Source organism: Actinophytocola sp. (assembly GCF_036002505.1).
Lineage (GTDB): Bacteria > Actinomycetota > Actinomycetes > Mycobacteriales > Pseudonocardiaceae > DASYTH01.
The window spans coordinates 13,150-34,826 of the sequence record NZ_DASYTH010000407.1; the positions used below are offsets into that span (position 1 = coordinate 13,150).

Below are 21,677 nucleotides of genomic sequence, written 5' to 3' on the forward strand. Positions count from 1 at the left end.
ACCTCAGGGGACCGTGACGGCACCCAGCCACGGTCCACCCGACAATCGCACCATTCGCTGGAACGCAACGACCATAAAAGTTCCGGAGAGGCGGACTAGGTCGTGTTTCAAAAGTGCGGTGAATGCGTCTTTGCTCGCGCTGGTCGCGAGCAAAGACGCATTCACCGCACCACTCGTCACCTCTGCAGCACCTGGCGTCACACAGGCCCCACCAGTAACAGGCTCGGCTACTTGCGAAACACGGACTAGATCTGCCGGGCGTTCAGCCGGCTCTCCAGCATCTTGAGCTTGTCGGCGGCGGAATCCACCGCGCGGGGCGCCGGATCCGGCTCGTCGTAGGTGTAGTCGAAGTCGTCGTCGGGCTCCGGTGGCGGCGGCTCGTCGCGGACCGCGGGAGCGGGCGGCGGTGGGGCGGGTGCCGGGGCCGGGCGGCTGGGCGGTTCCGCTGACGCGGTGGGAGGTGGGGGCGCCGCAGGAGGTGTGGGCTCGGCGGCGGGTGGGGCGGCGTCGGCCGCGGCGTGCACGGTCTTGACGCGCCAATGGCCACCGACCACGTCGGTCAGGGCCTGGGCGATGGCGTCGACGTTGCGGGGCTCGCCGAGCCGCTTGGCCAGCGGGGCGGCGGTGTGCGAGATGATCACGGTGTCGCCCTCGACGGCGTGCACGGCCGCATTGGTCAGCATGGCCTGGGTGCTTCGGCTGGTGGCGCGTACCGCGTCGAGCAGTGCCGGCCAGACCCGGCGGATGGCCGTGGCGTCCATTGCGGACGGTGCCGCGGAAGCCGGCGCCGGGTCGGCCGCAGCCGCCGGCGGCTCGGCGGGTGACGCCATGTCCCTACCGGACGCGGCCGGCGGCCTGGCGGGCTGGGCGGCCGGCGCGGTGTCCCTGGTGGACGCTGCCGGTTGCCGGGCGGCCGCGGGGGCGGGCTCCTGTTCCACGTTGGGTTTCGGCGCGGGCGCGGGTACCTGCTGCGGCGCCGCGGGAGCCGGCCCGGCGCCGTCCTGGGTGACCGTGACCCGCCGCTCGATGCGTTCAAGCCGTTGCAGCACAGCGGAATCCACCGCGGCGTCGGCGGAAACCGCTGAGGGCAGCAGCATCCGGGCGCACAGCAGCTCGAGCAGCAGCCGGGGCGCGGTGGCGCCACGCATCTCGACGAGTCCATTGTGGACGATCTCGGCGAACCGGGTGAGCGCGGCCGGCCCGAGGCGTTGCGCCTGCGCGGACATCCGCTCCAGCTCGTCGGCCGGCGCGTTGACCAGCCCACGGGTGGCGGCGTCCGGGACGGCCCGCAGCAGCACCAGGTCACGCAGCCGGTCGAGCAGGTCGGCGGCGAACCGGCGCGGGTCGTGGCCGGCCTCGACCAGCCGGTCGACGGTCCCGAACACCGCGGCGGCATCGCCCGCGGCCAGCCCGTCCACCAGGTCGTCGATCAGCGCGACATCGGTGACGCCGAGCAGCGCGACGGCCCGCTCGTAGGTGACGCCCTCCGGCCCGGCCCCGGCCAGCAGCTGGTCCAGCACCGACTGGGTGTCCCGGGCGGATCCGCCACCGGCCCTGATCACCAGCGGGAACACGGCGGGCTCGACGGTGGCGCCCTCGTCGGCGCAGTTGCGCTCCAGCAGCTCCCGCATGGCGCCGGGCGGAATCAGCCGGAACGGGTAATGGTGGGTGCGCGAGCGGATGGTGGGCAGCACCTTGTCCGGCTCGGTGGTGGCGAAGATGAAGACCAGGTGCTCCGGCGGTTCCTCGACGATCTTGAGCAGGGCGTTGAAACCCTGCGTGGTGACCATGTGCGCCTCGTCGATGATGAACACGCGGTAGTGCGAGGCGGCCGGCGCGTAGAAGGCCCGGTCCCGCAGCTCGCGGGCGTCGTCGACACCGCCGTGGCTGGCCGCGTCCAGCTCCACGACGTCCACGCTGCCCGGCCCCTCCGGAGCGAGCGCGATGCAGGAGTCGCACACCCCGCAGGGATCCGGGGTCGGCCCCTGCGCACAGTTCAACGAGCGGGCCAGAATCCGCGCGCTGGACGTCTTCCCGCAGCCGCGCGGCCCGGAGAACAGGTACGCATGGTTGACCCGCCTGGCCGCCAACGCGGTCCGCAACGGCTCCGTAACGTGTTCCTGTCCAACAACCTCGGCGAACGTCGCCGGCCGGTACTTGCGATAAAGGGCGAGCGCCACGCCGCGACCCTACCCGTCCCTCACGACACCAACCGCACCCACGCCAACCAGTCCTCGACGACCCTGGCGAGCTTCGGCACCTGGTCGGGCAAAAAGGGACCTCGTGCACCCGTCAGAGCTTGCTTATCCTTGCTGCCTTCCGGCCCTGGGGAGGTTCACGAGATGGACGCCGCACGAGGTCCTTGGTCAGTGTAGCGAGCCCGGGCCAGGCTGTACGCCGCGCGTAGGTCGTCGCCGTCGTAACGCAGCCCACGTGGCCAGTATTTCCGTTGGGCCACCCGGTTTCCGGCGAGTTTGACAGGGTCGGATACTTTGAGGGCTGGTTTCATCACCCTGTGCTGCAACCGTACGGAGATCAGACATGCAGCGCGCTGCCTTCCCGGAGTTGCAAGGCCAGCCACGGTCGTCCCGGCACCGGAAGCCGGAACGCCCCGACCGGATCCTGATCGGACTGAAGGTCGCCACCGGCATCGCCGCCGCCGGCCTGCTCACCGTGGTCGTCCTGCTGATCAGCGCGGGCGTCGAGGCGCCGGCCGCGAACCGCTCACCCACGGTTCCCAAGATCGTGCCCGGCCCGGGGGACGACGCGCCGGCGGCCACGACGACGCCCACCCAGCTCCAGCCGCCGGAACTGCAGAGCGACACCCAGGAGATCGCCGGCCAGCCGGCGCCGACGACCACGAGCCGGTCGCCGCGGCCGACGCGGACGCAGAAACCGCCCCGGCAGCCCGACTTCGAGTTCGCGGTGATCGGCGAGCGCTGCGCGAAACCCGGCACGTTCTCCATCACCAAGGAATCCGAACCGGTGATGTGCTTCCGGCGCTCCCCCACCGACGAGCCCCGCTGGCTCCCGGTGTTCTGAGGGCCCGCGGCTCATAGCCCCAGTTTCGTTGCCAACTCGGCGAAATCGGACGCCGTGAGATCGGCGTCGAAGTCGCCGGCCCGGTCCGCCCGGCCGTGCGGGCCCTTCTCCAGCGGCCGCTCGACGAACGCGGTACGCAGCCCCGCGTCACGGGCTCCGGCCAGATCCCAGACGTGCGCGGCGACCATCAGCACCTCGCCCGGCGCGGCGTCGAGCAGCTCGGCCACGGTCAGGTAGACCTCCGGGTCCGGCTTGTAGTGCCGGGCGAGCTCGGCGGAGATGACACAGTCGAACGGCAGCTTCGCGGCCTTGATCAGGTTGGTGAGCAGCGCGAACCCGCCGTTGGACACCGCGGCCAGCACGTAGCGGCCGGCCAGCCGGGTGAGCCCGGCGACCGAGTCCGGCCAGGCCGGGAGCCGGTGCCAGGTCCGCACCAGCTCGACCCTGGCCGCCTCGTCGAACGCCGGGCCGACGCCGCGCTCGTGCAGCATCTCGTCCAGCGAGCGCCGGTGCAGCGCGTCCAGGTTCTGCCAGGGCAGCTCACCGCGCCGCACCAGATTCATCGACGGCGGGTAGCGCCGCCGCCAGTCGTCGGCGAACGTGCCGCCGCCCAGCTCGACCCCGCGCGCGGCGGCGATCCGGTCCACCTGGCCGGACACCCCGCTCCACCAGTCCACCGTGGTACCGAAGATGTCGAAGGCCAGCACCTTCACGTCCACAGCGCTCTCCCTACCTGTTGGCCAGGATCGCCAGCACGAACGCGACGATCACGAACAGCGCGATGACCACGGTGATCACAATGCGCCGGGTGCCCGGGGACAGCCCCGAACGGGAGACGCCCCGGATCTGCGGCGAGTCCTCACCGTCGCCGCGTGCTCGGACACGCCCAGCACCGTGCCGATCTCGGCATACGGCAGGTCGGCCGCGATCCGCAGACCGAGGAGGGTGCGATCGCGCTCCGGCATCCCCCGCATGGCGCGGAGCACCCGGCGCAGCTCGTCCCGCACCACCACCTCGCCCTCCACGTCCGCCGCGGGGTCCGCCTCCGACTCCGCACCGAGGAAGCGGGCCGCCAGCGCCGAACGCCGGGACCGCCGCCGGTAGTGATCCACGATCGCGTTGCGGGCGGTCGTGAGCAACCACGGCAGCACCGGGCCGGACCGTTCCCGCCCGTATGCGGCGAACGCCGAGGCGAACACGTCCGTGGCCAGATCCTCCGCGTCGCCGGCGTTCCCGACCTGCGACAGGCAGTACCGGTACACCCGAGCCGCGTGCTCGCGGTAGACCTCCGCGAACGGCGGCCGGTCAAGATCGCTGTGCTGCGGGTCCGGCACCCGCCAAGTATGCCCAGAGCAGCGCCGCGGTAGCGACGATGGCGCCGCCGTGGAAGATCCATTCAATGGGCAGGAGTGCCGCCGGCCGCAGGCCGATGTGCTGGTGCAGCGCGGCATGCGGCATCCAGGACGCGAGCAGCCACACCGCGGACAGCCACGCCACGGTGACCCGGTCCGTGCGGGCGGCGAACCACGACCGGCCCAGGACCAGGACCGCGAGGCCGGCGCCGAACGCGAGGTTCTCCAGCATGCTCTCGGCCAGGAACGCGGCGCGCAGGCCGCCGTGGACGTGCGGAGCCTCGGGTGCGGGCGACCAGAAGCCGCCGAGCGGGCCGTGCGGGCCGATCAGCACCGCGAGCACCGTGCCGGCGGCGGTGATGGCGAGGAACCGTCTCATGGAAGCCTCCTCAGCCGACCGGACGGACGGCGGTGGCGTAGTAGCCGTGGCCGGTGAACCGGATGTGGCCGTCGTCCCGCAGCCACGGCGTGGTCGCGGCGATCGCGACGTGGCGCGCGTCCCGGAGCGCGGCGTCGGAGACACCGGCGAGGTGCTGCCGCAGCGGGACGTTGAGGGCGAGCAGGAAGTCCAGCCACTCGTCGGGCGAGTGGTAGTCGTAGGCCAGGGTGAACGGCTGGACGAGGATCTCGGTGAGGCCGGCCCGCTCCAGCGCGGCGCACACGTAGGACGCGTCGGCCAGGCTGAAGATCCCGGCGACGCCCGGCGCGACCGGCGGCAGCGGGGGCAGGTCGAGCGCGGCCAGGATGGCCCCGACCAGGCGTGGCATGGCCTGGTCGGTGGGCCGCCACGGGATCGCGGTGGCGAACCGGCCGCCCGGCACCAGCACCGTGCGCACGCCGGCCAGGACCCGGTCCAGGTCGGGCACGAACATGAGGCCCAGCCGGCAGAGCACGGCGTCCACGCCGGCTTCGGGCAGGTCGATGGCCGCGGCGTCCATCTCGTGGGTCTCGACGTTGGCGAGCCCGGCGGCCGCGGCGCGCTGCGCGGCGAAGGCCACCATGTCGGGCGCGAGGTCGGTGGCGATCACCCGGCCGGTCGGGCCGACGCGGTGGGCCGCGGCGATGGCCGGGTCGCCGACGCCGCTGGCCAGGTCGAGGACCCGGTCGCCGGTGGTGATCCGGGCGAGCTCGCCGCCTCCGTCCTGATGCTTCTCGTCCACGCCGAGTTGGCCCGCCACGACCTTCCCGCCGCCGCGTCCGCCGTGACCCGCCTCGCCGCCCCAACCTCCTGCACGCCGCGTTCACCGCCCGCGCGCGCGGCCTCCTCGCCGCCGCTCGCGCCGAACCCGACGCCCCCGGGCACCTCGAGTCCGCCCTCAGCGCGTTCGCCGCCCTCGCCCTCCCACTCGAAGAAGCCCGGACCCGCCTGGACCTCGCGCGCACCCTCACCGCCCCGCACCCCGCCCTGGCCGTCGTCGAAACCCGCGCCGCCCTCGAGTGCTTTCAACGCCTCTCGGCCACCCGCGACGCCGACGCCGCCATCAGCCTCCTGCGCCAACTCGGCGTCCGCGGCCACACGGCCCCCGCGGCACCGGCACCCTCACCACCCGCGAGCAGGAAGTCCTCACCCTGCTCGGCGAAGGCCTCTCCAACCCCGACATCGCCGCCCGCCGCTACGTCAGCCGCCGCACCGCCGAGCACCACGTCTCCAACATCCTCGCCAAGCTGGGCCTCACCACCCGCGCCGAAGCCGCCGCCTACGCCGTCAAACAATCGCGTTGAAAGGGGATGATGGACGGGTGATGGTCGCGGCGGAAGGAGCCGGCATGGTGGCGGGTGATGCCGGCGTTTCCGTGGGGCGGACGCGGGCTTATCTGGGGCAGTGCCGGGTTGCTGACGTGCGGCGGTGCCGGGAGCGGTTTGGTGGGGTGACGCTGCAGGGGCTGGGTGGGTTGAAGATCGCGCGGTATCTGGAGCGGGCGGGCGACCTCGACGGGGTGGACCTGGATCCGGCGGTGTACCGCAGCCGGCCGGCGAAGGTGTCGAACCAGTTGACGTTGCCGGGGATGGACTGCGCACCGTTCGACTGGATCATGGCGCAGGCCGAGCTGGGGCTGCCGGTGATCCGGACGGCGGGCACGCGGATCCGGGCCGGGCGGATCGACGAGCTGAAGGCCGAGTTGAGCCAGGACTATCCGGTCGACGTGACCGTGGTGCTGGCGTTGGACACCGGCTGGTTGGGGCGGCGGCACATCGACTCGCTGGAGGAGGAGCTGCGCGCGGCGGATCGGGACGTCTCGGTGCTGCTGGCGGCGCCGTTCAATCCGGTCGACTCGCAGCGGAAGATCGAGGCACTGCGCCGGGTGCTGCGCTGGGCGAGCGACGCGGGTCGCACGTTGGAGTTGCTGCGTACCGACCTGACCGGGTTACCGGCGGTGTTCGAGGGTGCGGCGGTGGCGGCCATCGGGTTCAGCACGTCGACCCGCCATGTCGGGGTCCCGTTCGCGGCGCGCCAGCGGGACGCGTTCAACCGGCGCCGGCGGAGCCCCCTGGTGTTCGTGCCGCGGCTGCTGCACTGGCAACGGGCCAACGTCCTCGGCAACCTCGCCCCATGGGACGGCGCCGGTGTGACGCACTGTGACTGCCCGGTGTGCACCGGCTCGGGCCGGGACCTGCTTCGGTTCGACACCCCACCGGAGGACTCGCCGGTGGACGAGGTACGCGAGCACGACGAGCTCGCGCTGGCCGGTGTCATCCGGCAGATAATGGCCGCCGAGGATCCGGCCGCGGAGCTGAAGTTCCGCCGGGTCAACGCGGTGCACCGGGCCAGGTCCGTGGCGTCCTCGCTGAACGTCGCACTGGACGACCCGCCCGCCTGGCTGGACTCCTGGGAATAACCACAAAGGTCCAGACCATTCTCCCTGCGTCACTCTATTGGCGTAATGCCAAGCGGTTTGAATCAACTTCACGTATGTCCGGGTGCGGGTCACCCCACCGAGTTAATCGGCTCGAAGGCATGGTGCCGCTCGTCGATGGATACGCTCCGTTCACCGCGGGAAGGACGTGTTACGGGCGAATCACGAAGATCCATCCGCAATGATGACCACCTCGCCCGCAAACGATGATCTTCCACTGACGGAAAGAGCTAGAAACGTTGGCAAGCCAGGTCCCAGACCAGCCCGAGCGCCGCGTCGTGCACCTCGAGGTCATCGCCGGTGCGGACCGCGCCGGTGGCCCGCCGCGCGCCCGGACCGGGCGGCCGGTCACCCGGTCCCGCAGCCTGCCGCACACCCGCGACGGGTGGTTATGCCTGGCCGAACGCACGCTCGGCGACTGGGCGACCACCCTGCACGCCGCGTTCCTCATGCTGGCCGCGATCGCCGGGTTCGTGGTGCTGATCGGCCTGCTGTTCGGCTTCGGCGGGGTGGCCCTCGGCGCGCTGCTCGGCATCATGGTGTGGCCGGTGGCGGGTCGACCATCACGTTGAGCACCATCACGGTGTCGGTGTCGTTGATATGTTCAAACGTCCCGCTCCCGCGTGCTGTCCGGAACTCGCCGGTGCCGCCGGTAATGGCGATGAGGTGTTTGACGCCAGGGTTCGGAATGAGCCGGATATGCATGTTGGTGGCGTGGATCTCTCCGTCTTTGAGCCGGAAGATTACCGAGGCCTGACACACGAGTTTCGGCGGAATTCCGGCGATGATATCCACGATTGCGCCATTCACCGAGCCATCTCCGATATTCTTGCCATCCTTGTCGAAAAGGTCAAGATAAGAGATGAACGTGGTGCCGAGCGCGGGGACCACCGGCGGAATATTCGGCAGCGTGGACTTGGTGCGGCGCCCGGTGAACGTCATGAGGTTCGGCTCGGCCGCCGCGGGCACGGCGGCGGCCGTCGCGACCAGGGACGCACCGGTCACCGGTACCGCCAGCATGGCCGACCTTCGGGAAAGCGGACCCATTGTGATCACCCTTCCGGGGAGCGGACACGACGTCGAACCACGTTAGGGCGCTGTCCCCCAACTGATCGTCTCCCCGAATCGTGGACGCCACGGATGGTGCTCGAAATTGCTGTGGAGACAACGCGGCAGCGGGTAAACGGAGGTCAGCCGGGTGAACCACCGGTCCGCCGGAATTGCGATGCGTCGTCACGCTGGGCCGAATGGAGCCGCCGATATTCACCCTCGCTCGATCGGGTGAGCTACCTCATTGCACGATCACACACCGAGGTGCTTGGTTGGATGCCGTGACGGCATCGGACACCCATCGCACGATCGACGCGGTCTGGCGGATCGAGTCGGCCCGGGTCATCGCCGGCCTGGTCCGGATGGTCCGCGACATCGGCCTGGCCGAGGAGCTCGCCCAGGACGCGCTGGTCGCCGCGTTGGAACAGTGGCCGGACACGGGCATCCCGCGCAATCCGGGCGCCTGGCTGATGGCCACCGCCAAACGCCGCGCGATCGACCAGTTCCGCCGCCGGGAGACCTACGACCGCAAGCTCACCGAGCTGGGCCACGACCTGTCGACCGAGGTCGAGCCGGACCTCGACGCCGCGCTCGACGACACCATCGGCGACGACCTGCTCCGGCTGATCTTCGTGGCCTGCCACCCGATCCTGTCCACCGAGGCGCGGGTGGCGCTCACCCTGCGCCTGCTCGGCGGCCTGACCACCGACGAGATCGCCCGGGCGTTCCTGGTCCCCGAGCCGACCGTGGCGCAGCGCATCGTCCGCGCCAAGAAGACCATCGCCAAGGCCGGCGTCCCGTTCGAGGTGCCGGAGGAGGCCGAGCGCGAGGCCCGGCTGTCATCCGTGCTCGAGGTCGTCTACCTGGTCTTCAACGAGGGCTACTCGGCCACCGCCGGCGACGACTGGCTGCGGCCGGCGCTCTGCGAGGACGCGATCCGGCTCGGCCGCGTCCTCGCCGGGCTGGTGCCGATGGAACCCGAGGTGCACGGCCTGCTCGCGCTGATGGAGATCCAGGCCTCCCGCTCGGCCGCCCGCACCGGCCCCGGCGGCGAGCCGGTCCTGCTCCTCGACCAGGACCGCACCCGCTGGGACCGGCTGCTGATCAACCGCGGCCTCGCCGCCCTCGACCGCGCCGAGTCCCTCACCGACACCTCCGGCCCCTACACCCTGCAGGCCGCCATCGCCGCCTGCCACGCCCGCGCGCTCCGTGCCGAGGACACCGACTGGACCCGCATCGCCGACCTGTACACCGCGCTCGCCACGCTCACCCCGTCCCCGGTCATCGACCTCAACCGGGCCGTCGCCCTCGGCATGGCCCACGGCCCGGCCGCCGGCCTGACCCTCGTCGACGCCCTCCTCGACGAGCCCACCCTGAAGACGTACCACCTGCTGCCGAGCGTCCGCGGCGACCTGCTCGCCAAGCTCGGCCGCTTCGCCGAGGCCCGCACCGAGTTCGAACGCGCCGCCGCTCTCACCAGAAACGAACGCGAACGAACACTTCTCCTCAACAGAGCAGCAGCCTGTGGCGACGGCCTGACGTAGCGTGAGGCGCATGAGTGAGGTGGAGATCCGACAGGCACAGTGGGAAGACCTGGCAACACTGGCAAGAACGTTGGGACAGAAGCCATTCTTCGCCGACCGCCTGACCCGGCAGGACAACGCTCTCGGCGTGCTGCTCACCGCATGGGCCGACGGCGCCCCGATCGGCGACGTCTACCTCTGGCTCGACAAAGCGGAAGAACCGGAGATCCGGGAGTACCTACCCGACGTCCCGCTGCTCACCCACCTCGAGGTCGTCCTCGGCCACCGCAACCACGGCGTCGGCACCATGCTGATCGACGAAGCCGAGAACCTCGCCCGCGCTCGGAAGCACAGGCACATCGCCCTGGCTGTCGCCGTGGACAACGACAAGGCGGCCAAACTCTACGACCGGCTCGGCTACCTCAACTGGAGCCGCGAACCGATCTTCTGTTACTCCCTCGACTTCGGCGACGGCGAGCGTCGGGCGGAGCTCTGCCACGTCCTTGTCAAACCACTGACCGCGCCGGGAAGCTGACCGGGGGCTGGGTTCGAACAGTGCATTCAGGTCGGAACAGTGCGCCTGGCTGACGTGCTCGGCCCACCGGATCCGGTCGTCCTGCCAGGCCTTCAGATAGGTCACACACAGCACGGGGGTGATTGTGTGGCTCCGACCTCGCGCCGCCGTCAGCGCATTGATCATGTATCGTTTCTCAACCGGATTCCGGTCGAGCCCCCGGACTCGACCGATGGTCTCCTCGATGAGTTGGCGCCGGTCCTCAAGGAACCCCGCCCAATAGCTTTCGTCGGCATCCAGAACCTTATGGTCCTCGTCGAGGAGTGCGAAGATGCCCTCGGCGAGACAGTCGCCCAGTTCCTCCGACCTGGCCCGCACCTCCCTGAACGGATCATACGGACGTTGGATCGCTCGGCCCCACTTCGCCACCGGTCGGAGACCAGCGTCGTCCAGAAGGTAGAACCAGTCGTCGTTGTAGATATTGGGAAAGAAGGACTCCACGGCGTTGGTTCGGACCGCGAGGGCGCCACCACCGATGAACGTGTCCTGCTTACAACCCGACTCCCGGTAAGCGTGGCAGACAACGGAGTTGTCCGGCATTCCCTCAACGGAAAGCCCAACACCAGAGTACGAACCGAGCAGTTGCGCGGCCTGGGCGAGATGAATGGGCTCGGGAACCTTGATATCGTCGTCGAGAAAGACAACCCGGTGCCAGCCGCGCAGGTGCGCGAACAGTAAACCGAAGTTCCTTTTCTGGCTGAGATCCGTTCGCCGCTCGAACGGGGTGCCCACGAGCAGTTCATCGGTCGCCAATCGGGGCTGGAGCCTGCCCGGGAACTGATCGATGCCGATGGCGATGACCTCAACGCCTAGCCTGGTGGCCATTTCCCGCACTCGACTGGCGGACGACCACTTGCTACAGAGAGCGAGGATCGGGCACTTCAACTCGGCCGCAAGGCCGATCGCATGGAGCATGTTCCCAGGCCTGCGGGCCGTGGGTACCACGATCGCATCGAGGCGAGACCCGTCCTCGGGAACCGCAGCCGGCTCATCCAGTAGCTGGCGGTGCGAGCCGTGGTGGCGAGGGGATCCGGCAACATCTGGCGGGTTCCCCCCGGTCGACTTAGTTTTCAATCCGCCTCCGATGGCCACTCATGCAGGCGGATGCGCTGCTGAGTCCAGTCCGGTGTCATCACCTTGCCGTTGAGGACAAGGACCCGGAAGAGAATACTGAAAGGACCCCGCTCAGAGAACCGCTGGCGAACGTAAGCCTCGTTGCGGTCGCGAAACCTGACATCGGTCAAAGCTCGGACGGCCCCAAGAACGCCGCGCCCGTACATCCCATTGCAGATCGTCACCGTGCGTTTGACGTTGAACGGGCTCGGTCCGCGGTAGAAATGCGCGACGTCCTCGACGACGACCTCGCGTGTTTCTTCTTTTCGCAGTACGGGCTCGTACGTCCGGTTCTCACTTTGTGAGACGACTTCAAAACCGCTGATGTCGGACTCCAGCACGCGAGTCTTCTGCCGCACGGGGAGCTCGACCCGGGTCAACAGGTCCGCGGTCACCGTGTTCCAGTCGACGCCACCCAGCATCACCAGATGCGTCGTGTAGTCGTCGGGTTCCAGCTCCGACGAGGTCCGGATGTTGACCTGGCTGGTCGGGTTGACCGCCCGGATATGCCCGTACAACTCGAGGAGGGCGTCCAGGTCGGCGTAACGATACACCTCACAATGATCAGGACTGTCGGGAGCCGTGTACGGCATCAGCTGCTTGAGCCGATCGGGCAGCTCAGAACACACGATCGTGATGGTGTGCTCGGGCGGGAAGCGCCAGAGCCCGTTGGGAGCCGAGTCGGTCGAGGCGGTATCGCCGAGCGCCTGGCGGCGCAGCGCTGTCAACTCATCCACGAGTTCCTGCCGCCGGGCCTTCTCCGGCTCGGTCAGGTGGGTCAGCGAGATGAGCTTGAACGGGGACCGCGCCACGGACCGCTCCGTGCAGAAGAACGTCGCGTAGGCACGAAGCCGGTTCTCCGGCGGAACCTTCGGGTTGGTCTGGCTCTCCCACGAGGAGATCAGGGGCACGCTGACGCTCAGTGCCACCGCCAGATCGCTCTGGGTGATCCGCTTGCCCGGCCAGGACTCGTCTCGGAGGTCCCGGAGCCGGCGGGCGAGGGTGACGTGCGGATCGTCTGACGCCGTCACAGCGTCATCTCCTTCAGTTAACTTCAGGTTGGCCGCTGAACCAGGGAGTGTACATCTCCCCCCGACGTTCCGTCGTACGAACACGCTGGAGGGTTACACTCACGTCCGCGCGCCCACCAAGGGCCACGATCTGACCACAATCTGGCAACGTCCAAGCGAGTTACGTGGCTTGCTGTACCGGGACTTGAGACTTACCCTGAACTTAGTGCAAATCTCAGCAGAGCTTAACTGAACTTTCTGAAGTTTACCAAGAGCTTCGAGCGCGCGGCCTGGCCTGCGACCCCGGGACCGCGCCGGCCACGAGCACCCCCTGGAGTCGTCACGCGTGAAGTGAGGTAGCCGCCATGGAACCTGTCATTCGTGCACGTGCAGAGTCCGCGGTCATGTCCCGGTGCAGGTGGGGGTGCTGCGCTGGGGCGGTGGGCGACCGTTGAGGGCTGGGCAGGGCTGCCATGGGTACCCTGTCAGTCTTCCCGCCACTGCATCGGTCCATGGTGGCGGTGGACATCGAGGGTTCCACGACGCGGACCAACCCGGCACGGGGTCAGCTCAGGCAGGTGATGTACGACCTGCTTGAGGATGCGTTCGTGGCGAGCGGGATCCTCGAGGAGCACCGGCATCCGTTGATCGACCGGGGAGACGGTGTCCTGGTGCTGATCAGGCCGGTCGATCAGGTGCCGAAGACGTTGCTGCTGAACACGTTCATTCCGGTGCTGAATGAGTTGCTCGCCAGATACAACGTACGCGAACCGGATTCTTGTTTCCGGTTGCGGGCGGCGGTGAATGCCGGGGAGGTGCACTACGACCAGCGCGGGCCGTTCGGTGAGGCCGTGGATGTGACCTGCCGGCTGCTGGACGCACCCGAGCTGAAGGCGCGGTTGAAGCAAACCTTGGCGCCGCTGGTGCTCGTGGTGTCGGAGTACATCTACCGGTCGGTGATCTGGCACGGATATGACGGCATCGACGGGCGCGCCTTTGCGCCGCTGGTGCATCTGGAGGTCGGCGGCAACCCCCAGCCCGGCTGGGTGTGCGTACCCGGCGAGGAGTTCGCCTTCGACGACGAGCGGCCGGCCTAGTTATCGTCGGTGTCGGTGGTCCAGCGGATGCCGTAGGCGCGGCCGGGGGTCAGCTGGCGGAACGTGGTGTAGACCTCGCCGGCGGCGTTGGACCAGAGCGTTTCGCCGGTGGGGGTGGGGTCGTCGACGTCGCGCTGGAATGCTTCGGACAATCGCCAGATGTGCGAGGGTAAGCGGTCGAGGTCGAAGCGGATGCGAAGTTCGAACAGATCCGTGCGGTGTTTCGGGACGCAGACGAAGTGGGGTTGGATCGCCCCGTTGGTCGCGCGGTAACGGAGTGCGAAGTCGTGCCGGTCGTCGCGCCGCAGTTCCTCCGGAAGAGCGAGCACGAGGCCGAATCGATCCGTCGACTCGAGCGTCTTTTTGATGAGCGTGCCGCCGTAGAACACATCCACGCCGAGCTCGTCGATGCTCGTCGGCTGCTCGCGTTCCGGACTGGCGGTGAGCGTCATCGCGAGGTCCAGTTCGGAAACATGGTCGCGTTCAGCCACCACCCGGCGAAACTCAAGCGCTTCCGGCACGACCTGGTCGAGCACGAGCGTGATCTTCAGCTCGTCGGTGTGCCAGCCGGCCACGGAAGCCTCTGATACCAACGAGTCCGTACCGCCGCTCGAGCTGGCCGCCAGCTCGGCTATCCGGTCTATTCCCTCATCGATCCGTCGGCGGGCGGTGCGATCATCCCGGTGAATCCGGTCCGCCGCCCACCGGACACGGTCCTGGTAGAACGGAAGCCGGGCGTCCCGGTCAATACCGAACGCGGCCATCAGCGCAACGCGAAGGTCCTCCGGAAGACCACTCGCCAGACCCTCCAGACGCTCGGCCACCTTGCGGCGAATCTCTGCTGGTCCGTCGCCTTCGACGACCCCGCAGACTTCGCGTAGGGCAGGTCCCACGCGATCACTGATCTGGCCGACGAACAGCCCACGGCCTTTACGGAGAGTCCTCAATTCGCTGACAAGTTTGCCAAATAGTCCCTCCATTGGGGTCCTCCGAGTTGAGACCGTTTGACCGAGCACGCGCCGAGTGTAACGAGGTACGACAGATGCCTGTTCGACTGCCGCCCGTCCAGTCGATGGTTCTTACTTTTGTCCAGTCTTTGTCAACTTGTCCCGTAGTTGTCCACTGCTACGGAGTGTCCATCAAGCCACCGCATCGTGCTCGCCTCCATGGTGGGTCTCAGCCGCTGTCGAGTATGCCAAACGGCACGCAGCAAGGGCGCCACGTGGCATCGCGAATCCGGTCATTTCCAGCAATTCTCGAATACGCGCGATGCCCGCGAGATCCGAGGGAGAGAAATCGATGAAGGTGCTCTGCACGCTCTCGGCAGCCCTCCGGCTGGCGTTCTGGTTGTTCGTCCTCGGAATTGCGTTGGGACTGGCGCTTCGGCTCCCGGCAGCCGGTGCGCCACTACCCGATCCCGGGACGGCATCGGTCAACGCCCTCGGACCCGCGGTACGGGTGGCCCCGGCCGCGGAGAGCGGGTGTTGACGCCTCCCTTGCCGGCCGGTGCGAGAACACCGCCCGGCCGGCTCGGCGGCTGCCGCGACGTTATTCGGATCGCGCAAAAAGGCTGAGGACATCGGGTTGAAGGATAACGATCCTGCGCCGGAACGTGGTAACGATCTGTCGCTCACGCAGCACGGCCAGCGCTCGCGCGACCGTTCGCCGGGAGGCCCCGAGATGGTTGGCGATGTCCTGCTGGGTTAACGGCATTCGTAGCGTGACACCGGCCCGGTCCGGTATTCCGTGCTGACCCGCCAGCCGCACCAGATATGTGGCGACCCGTTTCGTCACGTCCAGCGCGACGAAATCCATGCGCGCCGCTTCGGCCTCCCGCAGCCGCTCGGACATCTGGCGCAGCATCCCCATCGCAATGCTCGGGCGGCTCCGCAGACAACCCGCCAGTTGCTCGCTGCGCAGCTGCATCGCGGTCACCGTCTCCAGCGTTCGCACGCTCGCCGTGCGCACCCAGCCGTGCAGCGCGGCCTGGTCGCCGACCACGTCCCCGGGTCCGCGCAGTGCGATCAGCACCTCGTGCCCGTTGGGCGTGCTGGCATGCACCCGGACCCATCCGGACACGATCAGCAGCACGTGATCGGTCGGATCTCCTTGGCGCAGCAGCGTTTCACCGGCCGGGAAGGAGCGGCGGACGCCGAGGGAGAGCAGCACGGCGCGGTCGGCCGGCTCCAGATGGGCAAGCAGAGATCCGGCAACGGCCTCGCGGTCGTTCGCCACCTCGACCCCAACGTCTCAGGTCCGGCGCCAGCACATGCGCAGAGGAGTCCGTTTGCCGACCACAGACGGACTCCCCGGCGACATCCCCAGCACCTCCCCGCACTCGGGATGATCCAACGGTGCCCGAGTCCGGCAGGCTGTGGTGTTGACCCCGATACTTTTGCTAAGCGCGAGCCTCTCCGCATTATTACGGCGACACAAGGTCAACTACTGGACAGAATCTCGACAGATTACTAAGCAGTACGGAAGCGTGGCGACCAGGCACGACCGATATACGTGCGGTTACGACCTGCTTCCGGACAGATCGGTATCGACGCGCACAGCTATGCGGCGTCGTGGAACACCAGCCCCAGCGTGTGCCGAATGCCCGATCGCACCGTGCTGACGCCGTGCCGGACCGGTGCCGCCGACCAGCCGCGCGCGGAGCGGACCGGCCGGTCGCGCGTCGTGAAGATCAGCCCGTGACCCTGCGGCAGCGTCGTGACGGTGCCCCGGGACTGCGCGCGCGGGCGCTGCTCCACCAGCAGGAACTCCCCGCCGGCGTGATCAACCCCGGGCTCGTCCAGCCCGATCACGACCTGCAGCGGGAACACCAGGTCGCCGTACAGGTCACGGTGCAGCGCGTTCCAGTCACCCGCCCGGTACCGCAGCAGGATCGGCGTGGACTTGCGCTGGCCGGCCGCGTGGCACCGGTCCAGCCACCCGTCCAGTGTGTCCGGCCACGGCGACGGCGTGCCCAGCCGCTGCGCCCAGTCGCGTGCGACCGGCAGCAGGTGCGGGTAGAACGCGGCGCGCAGTTCCGCCACCACGTCCGGCAGCGGTGGCTGGAAGTAGCGGTACTGCCCGGCGCCGAACCGGTACCGGGCCATGTCGATCGTGGCCCGGAACCGGCCGGCGTCTTCGTACAGTGCGGAGATCGCGCGGCACTGCGTCGGCGTGAGCAGGCGGGGCGTGAGCGCGCAGCCGACGTCATCCAGCTCGGCCGCCAGCGCCGGCCAGTTCAGCTCGTGCACGTGCCTGGCAGTCACGAGACCAGAACACCTTCGAGCGCCAGCAGGAACTCCTTGCGCGGCACGCCACCCGCGTAGCCGGTCAGCGAGCCGTCCGCGCCGATCACCCGGTGGCACGGCCGCACCACCAGCAGCGGGTTCGCACCCACCGCCGCCGCCACGGCCCGCACCCGCTCGCGCGGCGCGCCGACCCGCCGGGCCAACTCCCCGTAGGAAATCGTTGTGCCGTAAGGAATCGCGTCCACCGCGGCCCACACGCGCCGCTGGAACTCCGTGCCGCGCTCCGTATGCGGCACGTCGAACCGGGTCAGCTCGCCGACGAAGTACGCGGCAAGCTGCCGCTGCACGTGTCCGAACGCGGCCGATCCGCGGGGATCATGTTCCGTGGTGAACGACACCGAGTCGAGCTCGACGCCGGTGGCCGACTCCCGTCCGACCAGAAGCAGCCGCCCGGCCGGACTGTCCATCGTGGCATGGATGTTGCCGTTGCTCTTTGTCATGCCGTCCAGTCTTCGCGGGTTCCAGCCACTCTGCTGGCGGAAATCAGACATTGCGCTGGCTCAGCGCCTCGATGAGTTCCGCGGTCGCGCCCGCTTCCACGGCGCCAACGTGCTGGTAGATCACCAGCGCATTGCGGAGCGTGTCCAGGGCAGCGCCGACGTCTAGCCTGTCGGCCGCACAACGACCCATGCCCTCAAGCGCCCGGGCCTCCTCAATGGGACTGTGCACGTCGCGCGCGATCCGTAGCGCCTGCGCGTACCGGTCCAGCGCTTCGTTTGGTCCGGCCGTCGCACGCAGCAACGCCCCGCCCTCAGTCAACGCCTCCGCCTCCCCCAAGCGGTGCCCGATGTCACGGTATATGCGCAGAGCTTGGGCAAGCGCCCTGTCAGCCTCCGAGTAGCGCCCCGTCAGCCGCTGCGCGGCGCCCAGCCCACTGAGCGCGTTGGCTTGATCCAGACGGTCACCAAGAGTGCAGGCTATGTCCAAGGCCTCCCGGTGCACCTCGATCGATTTTCCGAAGTTTCCGACAGCCCGATACACTGAACCCAAACTGTTGAGTGTAAAAGCCAGGGACACGGTTAGACCAAGATCGTGATAGGTGCTCAACGCCAACGCATGCGCCTCAAACGCGGCCATGTAGTCACCGGTTGCCCGGCGCGCCACGCCCAGCTCGTTGAGGGCGAAGGCTTGACCGAGCTGATCATTCAGTTCCCGATAAATGCTCAAGGCCCGCGTGTGCACCTCAATTGCCTCCGGGTACCCGCCAGCTACGAACCTCACTATGCCCAGCTCATTCAGGGTGTAAGCCTCATCGAGGGGCTCAGGGATCTCGCGGGCGATCGCCAGCGCACGAGTGTGTGCGGCAGCCGCCCCCGGATAGTCATCCTTAAGCCGGAGTAGTATGCCGAGCCGGTTGAGTGCGGCCAACTCGCCGCGTTGATGGCCGAGCTCGCGATAAATTCCCAGCGCAAGGGCGTGCGACTTGGTTGCTGACGAAAAATCGCCGAGGCGTCGCTGGATGATCCCAAGCCGGTTGAGCGCGTCACCTCTGCGTCGCTGGTCACCAATGTGGAGGGCCGCAGCCGCGGCGGCCCGATTAACCTGAATGGCCTGCTCCCAAGGACCGACCGCGTACTGGAAGGTCGACATGCCGGCGGCCAGCTGAATAACGTGCTCGTGCTTCTCATGGTGGAGCGCATACATCACGCAGGCGAAGATGTTCGGGTACTCGGTGCGCATCCATGCCCAGGCCTCGTGCCGGGTGGATGGATGTGATGTTCCAGTGTCCGAAGAGCGCGCAGCCTCGGCGTAGTGAGACGCCCCGGCGGTAATGTGGCCGTCCGCGACAGCAATGGTGTCCAGGTAGTGGTTGAGCAGGCGTTCGAGGGCTTGCTCGCGGTCCGTGGCCGCGTCGTTCTCGGTGAGCCGACGGGAATACTCACGAACCAGGTCATGCATGCGGAAGCGGCCACGTGCGGGTTCGTCGAGAAGGTGGTCATTGTAGAGCTCGTCGAGATGTGCGCGGACAGCGGAAACCGAGATGTCCGTCAGCGCCGCCACGCTGTAGGCGTCCAGTTCGGTGCCGGGATGCAGTCCCAGGTACCGGAACACGCGCTGCCGGTCGGCGGGCAAGTCCCGGTAAGACAGGTCGAATGCCGCCGCCACTGCGATGTCCTCGGCGCGCAGCTTGCCGAGCCGGTCACGTGCCGTGCTCAGGTCGTGGACCAGGTCGGCGACGCTCCACGAAGGGTGGTGACGCAGACGGGCGGCCAGCAGTGAGATCCCCAGCGGCAAGTAGCCGCACATCCGGACCAGTTCTGCGTCCGAGTCGCTGTGCTTCTCGATGTCGTCACGGGCACTCAGCCGAATGAACAGGGCGACCGCCTCGTGTGGTGGAAGGGTGCCCAACGCAAGCGGCATCGCGTTGTCAAGGGCGGTGAGCCGGCGCCGGCTCGTGACGATCACCAGGCATCCGGGCGTGGCCGGCAGCAAGGGCTCCACTTGCTGCCGACCTTGCGCGTCGTCCAGAATCAGCAGGATCTTCTTACCTGTCAGGCGATCACGCCACATCGCCGCGCGGGCGTCGAGGTCCGGCGGCACATTCCGGGCGGCGACTCCGAGGGCGGTTAGCAGGGACGCGAGCGCTTCAGCAGGCGCGACCGGACGTTGCCCCGGTGTGTGGGCGTGCAGCCGGGCGAAAAGTTGACCGTCCGGGAAACGGTCGGCCAGGAGATGCGCAGCGTGCACCGCGAACGCGGTCTTCCCGATTCCGGCCATTCCGTCTATGGCGTGAACGGCCACGATGCGGCCCGCATCGGTTGCCTTCGTCACGGCCGCGAGCAGTTTGGCCAACTCTTGGACCCGACCGATGAACGCCGCGGTGTCCCGTGGAAGGGTCCGGGTCATGCCGTGGCCAATCTCGTTTCGGTGGGTCGTGTCCGCAGTGTGGTCGGGCAGGCGAATCCAGCATGTGGTGACGGTTTCTTTGACCTTGACCGTGACCGAACGATAGCTGTCGGCACTGGCGCCCGAGCTGTGCCGAACGACCTCGTCATAGAACCAGGACGAGACCACCAGGGCCAGCACTCCGGGGGAGTCGGCAAGAGCGGCCTTCAGGGGCAGTGCGTCTAGAAGCCGGAACGTGTGGTTGATCGCCGTGGCGGTGACGCCGTGGTCGTCCACATAGATTTCGCCTGCATGCAAAGCCATCCGTAGGCGGATCCGCTCTTCGGCGCAGCGATCACGGTTGTGCTCGCGCAGTGCGTCAACCATGGCCTGCGGCAGCGGGTCCACGAACCGGGCCTTGGGCACCTCCGGACGAGCGAGGATGAACACCCCGTCACCACGGTCTTCACGATGGCAGTCGGCCCACGAAATATCGGCCTCGCGGAACGCCTTTCTCAATGCCCGGTACAAGCCGTTGCGTACCGCGACCTGGTGCAGACTCGTTCTACTGCGGTCCCCGAACCCCTCGACATCGACAGCAAGGATTGTTCGGTGCACCGCCGATCGTGAATTCGCCATAACGACCCCACGCCCGGACAGGGTTGCTCTGTGCCAATCAGCATATGGCGATCCGGGCGTGGGGTGGCTGCGAATCAGCGCACGGGCAGCGGCAGACCGGCGACTGGGAGCGGCTGGTCCAGGCAGTTGATCTTGGCGCGGACCGGGGCCGTGGGCGCGGACTCGCCGGCCGTGTTGGGCGCGTTGTCGCGGCGGTTGCCGTCGGACTGGGTCAGGCACAGGTGGCGGCCGACCAGGAACGGGCTGGTGGGGAACTCGAGCGGGCCGACGTTGCGCAGCCGGGTGGTCGCGTCCGGCGGGTTGCGGAACACCTCGACCGCGTCACCACGCGACGTGACCACCACGACGGCGTTGCGCTCGTTGGGGGCCACCCAGATGTTGCCGGCGCGGTCGAGCGCGATGCCGTCGGCGCCGTCCAGGTAGGGGTGCTGGACCAGGATGTTGCTCAGACACAACGTGTTGGCCGGGAATGTCGTGTCGCACCCGGTGGCGCTGCGCACCGAGCCGTCCCGGTTCAACCGCACCCGCCAGATCGCGCCGCGGGCCGTGTCCGCCACCAGCAGCGTGCCGTCGGGCGTGAACGCCAGGCCGTTGGCCACCAGGTGCTGGGAGCCGGCCGTGTCCGCAGCCGTGCGTCCGTTGGGCGTGATCGTGATCGTGCCGGGCGGCAGGCCGCGCACGTCCCGGCCGACGCCGCCCACGCCACCGACCACGTTCACGTCGTTGACCATGGGCTGGACCCGGAACATCTCCGCCGGTACGCCGTCCGAACCGACCCGCCAGACGCGGCCCTGGCCGGTGCCGCCGTCGGACACCCACAGCGCGCCGGTGCGGTCGAATGCCAGGCCGTTCGCACCCGGCACGCCCGAGGCGAACACCGTGGACGTCGGCGGGCTGTCCGCGGACGGCGCGAGCACGTGCACCTCGCCGCCGTTGGCCACGAACAGCCGGCCGGACGTGTCGAACGCCAGGCCCGCGGGGCTGCACGGAGCCGGGATGTTGCCGATCACGACCGGTGCGCCGCCACCGGCCGCGACACGCCAGACCGGGCAGAACGGATCACCGCCGCGGCCGGCCGTGTACAGGTTGCCGTGCTGGTCACCGGTCAACCCCTCGATGCCGAGCGGAGCCGGAAACGTCGTGGTGAATGTTGCGCCACGGCCCACCGACGAGACATCCGTGCTGGTCTCGGGCTCGGCGGAGCCGGCAGCATCACCGGCGACGAGCACCGTGCCGGTGACGACCGCAAGCGACAGCGTGGCAAGGAGTTTCATCCGGTTTCTCCTCGTAT

General features: G+C 68.5%; 21 protein-coding genes and 1 other RNA gene. 8 read left to right on the plus strand and 14 right to left on the minus strand.

Annotated features, from left to right (window positions below):
• Positions 1 to 245: 245 nt before the first annotated feature.
• Both VGR06_RS35845 and ffs read right to left on the minus strand, forming a co-directional pair.
• On the minus strand, positions 246 to 2,180 hold the full coding sequence (locus VGR06_RS35845; protein WP_327563651.1) for a DNA polymerase III subunit gamma and tau: 1,935 nt from the start codon (positions 2,178 to 2,180) through the stop codon (positions 246 to 248).
• A 90-nt stretch (positions 2,181 to 2,270) separates the two neighbouring features.
• Positions 2,271 to 2,365, minus strand: an RNA gene (gene ffs, locus VGR06_RS35850) — signal recognition particle sRNA small type.
• Positions 2,366 to 2,541: 176 nt separating this feature from the next.
• Between ffs and VGR06_RS35855 the strand changes: the two genes are divergently transcribed.
• On the plus strand, positions 2,542 to 3,042 hold the full coding sequence (locus VGR06_RS35855) for a hypothetical protein (RefSeq protein ID WP_327563652.1): 501 nt from the start codon (positions 2,542 to 2,544) through the stop codon (positions 3,040 to 3,042).
• An 11-nt stretch (positions 3,043 to 3,053) separates the two neighbouring features.
• On the opposite strand, the gene VGR06_RS35860 is transcribed toward VGR06_RS35855, so the two are convergent.
• From VGR06_RS35860 to VGR06_RS35875, 4 genes are all read right to left on the minus strand, one after another.
• Positions 3,054 to 3,761: a haloacid dehalogenase type II gene (locus VGR06_RS35860; RefSeq protein ID WP_327563653.1), complete on the minus strand. Its 708-nt coding sequence runs from the start codon at positions 3,759 to 3,761 to the stop codon at positions 3,054 to 3,056.
• Positions 3,762 to 3,836: 75 nt separating this feature from the next.
• Complete coding sequence (locus VGR06_RS35865; protein ID WP_327563654.1) at positions 3,837 to 4,376, minus strand: RNA polymerase sigma factor; 540 nt, start codon at positions 4,374 to 4,376, stop codon at positions 3,837 to 3,839.
• Positions 4,348 to 4,773, minus strand: a complete 426-nt coding sequence (locus VGR06_RS35870) for a hypothetical protein (RefSeq protein WP_327563655.1) — start codon at positions 4,771 to 4,773, stop codon at positions 4,348 to 4,350. Before VGR06_RS35870 ends, VGR06_RS35865 begins: the two co-directional genes overlap by 29 nt.
• Positions 4,774 to 4,783: 10 nt before the next feature.
• Positions 4,784 to 5,572, minus strand: a complete 789-nt coding sequence (locus VGR06_RS35875) for a class I SAM-dependent methyltransferase (protein ID WP_327563656.1) — start codon at positions 5,570 to 5,572, stop codon at positions 4,784 to 4,786.
• Positions 5,573 to 5,831: 259 nt separating this feature from the next.
• Here VGR06_RS35875 and VGR06_RS35880 point away from each other — a divergent pair, with 259 nt between their 5' ends.
• The 3 genes from VGR06_RS35880 (at position 5,832) to VGR06_RS35890 (ending at position 7,821) form a co-directional block, all read left to right on the plus strand.
• Complete coding sequence (locus tag VGR06_RS35880) at positions 5,832 to 6,116, plus strand: response regulator transcription factor (RefSeq protein ID WP_327563657.1); 285 nt, start codon at positions 5,832 to 5,834, stop codon at positions 6,114 to 6,116.
• A gap of 44 nt (positions 6,117 to 6,160) precedes the next feature.
• Positions 6,161 to 7,231, plus strand: coding sequence for a hypothetical protein (locus tag VGR06_RS35885; RefSeq protein ID WP_327563658.1), 1,071 nt, complete (start codon positions 6,161 to 6,163; stop codon positions 7,229 to 7,231).
• A gap of 257 nt (positions 7,232 to 7,488) precedes the next feature.
• On the plus strand, positions 7,489 to 7,821 hold the full coding sequence (locus VGR06_RS35890; protein WP_327563659.1) for a hypothetical protein: 333 nt from the start codon (positions 7,489 to 7,491) through the stop codon (positions 7,819 to 7,821).
• Here VGR06_RS35890 and VGR06_RS35895 read toward each other — a convergent pair.
• Positions 7,784 to 8,269, minus strand: a complete 486-nt coding sequence (locus VGR06_RS35895) for a hypothetical protein (RefSeq protein ID WP_327563660.1) — start codon at positions 8,267 to 8,269, stop codon at positions 7,784 to 7,786. The genes VGR06_RS35890 and VGR06_RS35895 overlap by 38 nt on opposite strands.
• 311 nt (positions 8,270 to 8,580) lie before the next feature.
• Between VGR06_RS35895 and VGR06_RS35900 the strand changes: the two genes are divergently transcribed.
• The 3 genes from VGR06_RS35900 to VGR06_RS44155 all read left to right on the plus strand — a co-directional run bounded on the left by VGR06_RS35900 (position 8,581) and on the right by VGR06_RS44155 (position 11,074).
• Complete coding sequence (locus tag VGR06_RS35900; RefSeq protein WP_327563679.1) at positions 8,581 to 9,843, plus strand: RNA polymerase sigma factor; 1,263 nt, start codon at positions 8,581 to 8,583, stop codon at positions 9,841 to 9,843.
• A 10-nt stretch (positions 9,844 to 9,853) separates the two neighbouring features.
• A complete protein-coding gene (locus VGR06_RS44150) occupies positions 9,854 to 10,357 on the plus strand; it encodes a GNAT family N-acetyltransferase (RefSeq protein WP_414637397.1) in 504 nt (167 codons plus the stop codon).
• A 126-nt stretch (positions 10,358 to 10,483) separates the two neighbouring features.
• Positions 10,484 to 11,074, plus strand: coding sequence for a hypothetical protein (locus VGR06_RS44155; protein WP_414637398.1), 591 nt, complete (start codon positions 10,484 to 10,486; stop codon positions 11,072 to 11,074).
• A gap of 392 nt (positions 11,075 to 11,466) precedes the next feature.
• Here VGR06_RS44155 and VGR06_RS35910 read toward each other — a convergent pair whose 3' ends face one another.
• Positions 11,467 to 12,438 (minus strand): XRE family transcriptional regulator, encoded by a 972-nt coding sequence (locus VGR06_RS35910; RefSeq protein ID WP_327563662.1) that lies wholly within the window; start codon positions 12,436 to 12,438, stop codon positions 11,467 to 11,469.
• 554 nt (positions 12,439 to 12,992) lie between these two features.
• Between VGR06_RS35910 and VGR06_RS35915 the strand changes: the two genes are divergently transcribed.
• Positions 12,993 to 13,616, plus strand: coding sequence for a hypothetical protein (locus tag VGR06_RS35915; RefSeq protein ID WP_327563663.1), 624 nt, complete (start codon positions 12,993 to 12,995; stop codon positions 13,614 to 13,616).
• Here VGR06_RS35915 and VGR06_RS35920 read toward each other — a convergent pair.
• The 6 genes from VGR06_RS35920 to VGR06_RS35945 form a co-directional block, all read right to left on the minus strand.
• Positions 13,613 to 14,596, minus strand: a complete 984-nt coding sequence (locus tag VGR06_RS35920; protein ID WP_327563664.1) for a hypothetical protein — start codon at positions 14,594 to 14,596, stop codon at positions 13,613 to 13,615. The two genes, VGR06_RS35915 and VGR06_RS35920, sit on opposite strands and share 4 nt — an antisense overlap.
• Positions 14,597 to 15,164: 568 nt before the next feature.
• Positions 15,165 to 15,851, minus strand: coding sequence for a Crp/Fnr family transcriptional regulator (locus VGR06_RS35925; RefSeq protein WP_327563665.1), 687 nt, complete (start codon positions 15,849 to 15,851; stop codon positions 15,165 to 15,167).
• Between the two features lie 323 nt (positions 15,852 to 16,174).
• Positions 16,175 to 16,879, minus strand: a complete 705-nt coding sequence (locus tag VGR06_RS35930; protein WP_327563666.1) for a 2OG-Fe(II) oxygenase — start codon at positions 16,877 to 16,879, stop codon at positions 16,175 to 16,177.
• Positions 16,876 to 17,361, minus strand: a complete 486-nt coding sequence (locus VGR06_RS35935; protein WP_327563667.1) for a methylated-DNA--[protein]-cysteine S-methyltransferase — start codon at positions 17,359 to 17,361, stop codon at positions 16,876 to 16,878. The genes VGR06_RS35930 and VGR06_RS35935 overlap by 4 nt, the downstream gene beginning before the upstream one ends.
• A 43-nt stretch (positions 17,362 to 17,404) precedes the next feature.
• Positions 17,405 to 20,365 (minus strand): tetratricopeptide repeat protein, encoded by a 2,961-nt coding sequence (locus VGR06_RS35940; RefSeq protein ID WP_327563668.1) that lies wholly within the window; start codon positions 20,363 to 20,365, stop codon positions 17,405 to 17,407.
• A gap of 95 nt (positions 20,366 to 20,460) precedes the next feature.
• A complete protein-coding gene (locus VGR06_RS35945) occupies positions 20,461 to 21,660 on the minus strand; it encodes an SMP-30/gluconolactonase/LRE family protein (protein ID WP_327563669.1) in 1,200 nt (399 codons plus the stop codon).
• Positions 21,661 to 21,677 lie beyond the last annotated feature (17 nt).

Bases quoted from the DNA above. Each gene is read 5' to 3' on its own strand.
- VGR06_RS44150 (WP_414637397.1), top strand. From the start codon at position 9,854: ATGAGTGAGGTGGAGATCCGACAGGCACAGTGGGAAGACCTGGCAACA.
- VGR06_RS35945 (WP_327563669.1), bottom strand. From the start codon at position 21,660: ATGAAACTCCTTGCCACGCTGTCGCTTGCGGTCGTCACCGGCACGGTG.
- VGR06_RS35920 (WP_327563664.1), bottom strand. From the start codon at position 14,596: ATGGAGGGACTATTTGGCAAACTTGTCAGCGAATTGAGGACTCTCCGT.
- VGR06_RS35895 (WP_327563660.1), bottom strand. From the start codon at position 8,269: ATGCTGGCGGTACCGGTGACCGGTGCGTCCCTGGTCGCGACGGCCGCC.
- VGR06_RS35855 (WP_327563652.1), top strand. From the start codon at position 2,542: ATGCAGCGCGCTGCCTTCCCGGAGTTGCAAGGCCAGCCACGGTCGTCC.
- VGR06_RS35915 (WP_327563663.1), top strand. From the start codon at position 12,993: ATGGGTACCCTGTCAGTCTTCCCGCCACTGCATCGGTCCATGGTGGCG.
- VGR06_RS35885 (WP_327563658.1), top strand. From the start codon at position 6,161: ATGGTGGCGGGTGATGCCGGCGTTTCCGTGGGGCGGACGCGGGCTTAT.
- VGR06_RS35870 (WP_327563655.1), bottom strand. From the start codon at position 4,773: ATGAGACGGTTCCTCGCCATCACCGCCGCCGGCACGGTGCTCGCGGTG.
- VGR06_RS35935 (WP_327563667.1), bottom strand. From the start codon at position 17,361: ATGACAAAGAGCAACGGCAACATCCATGCCACGATGGACAGTCCGGCC.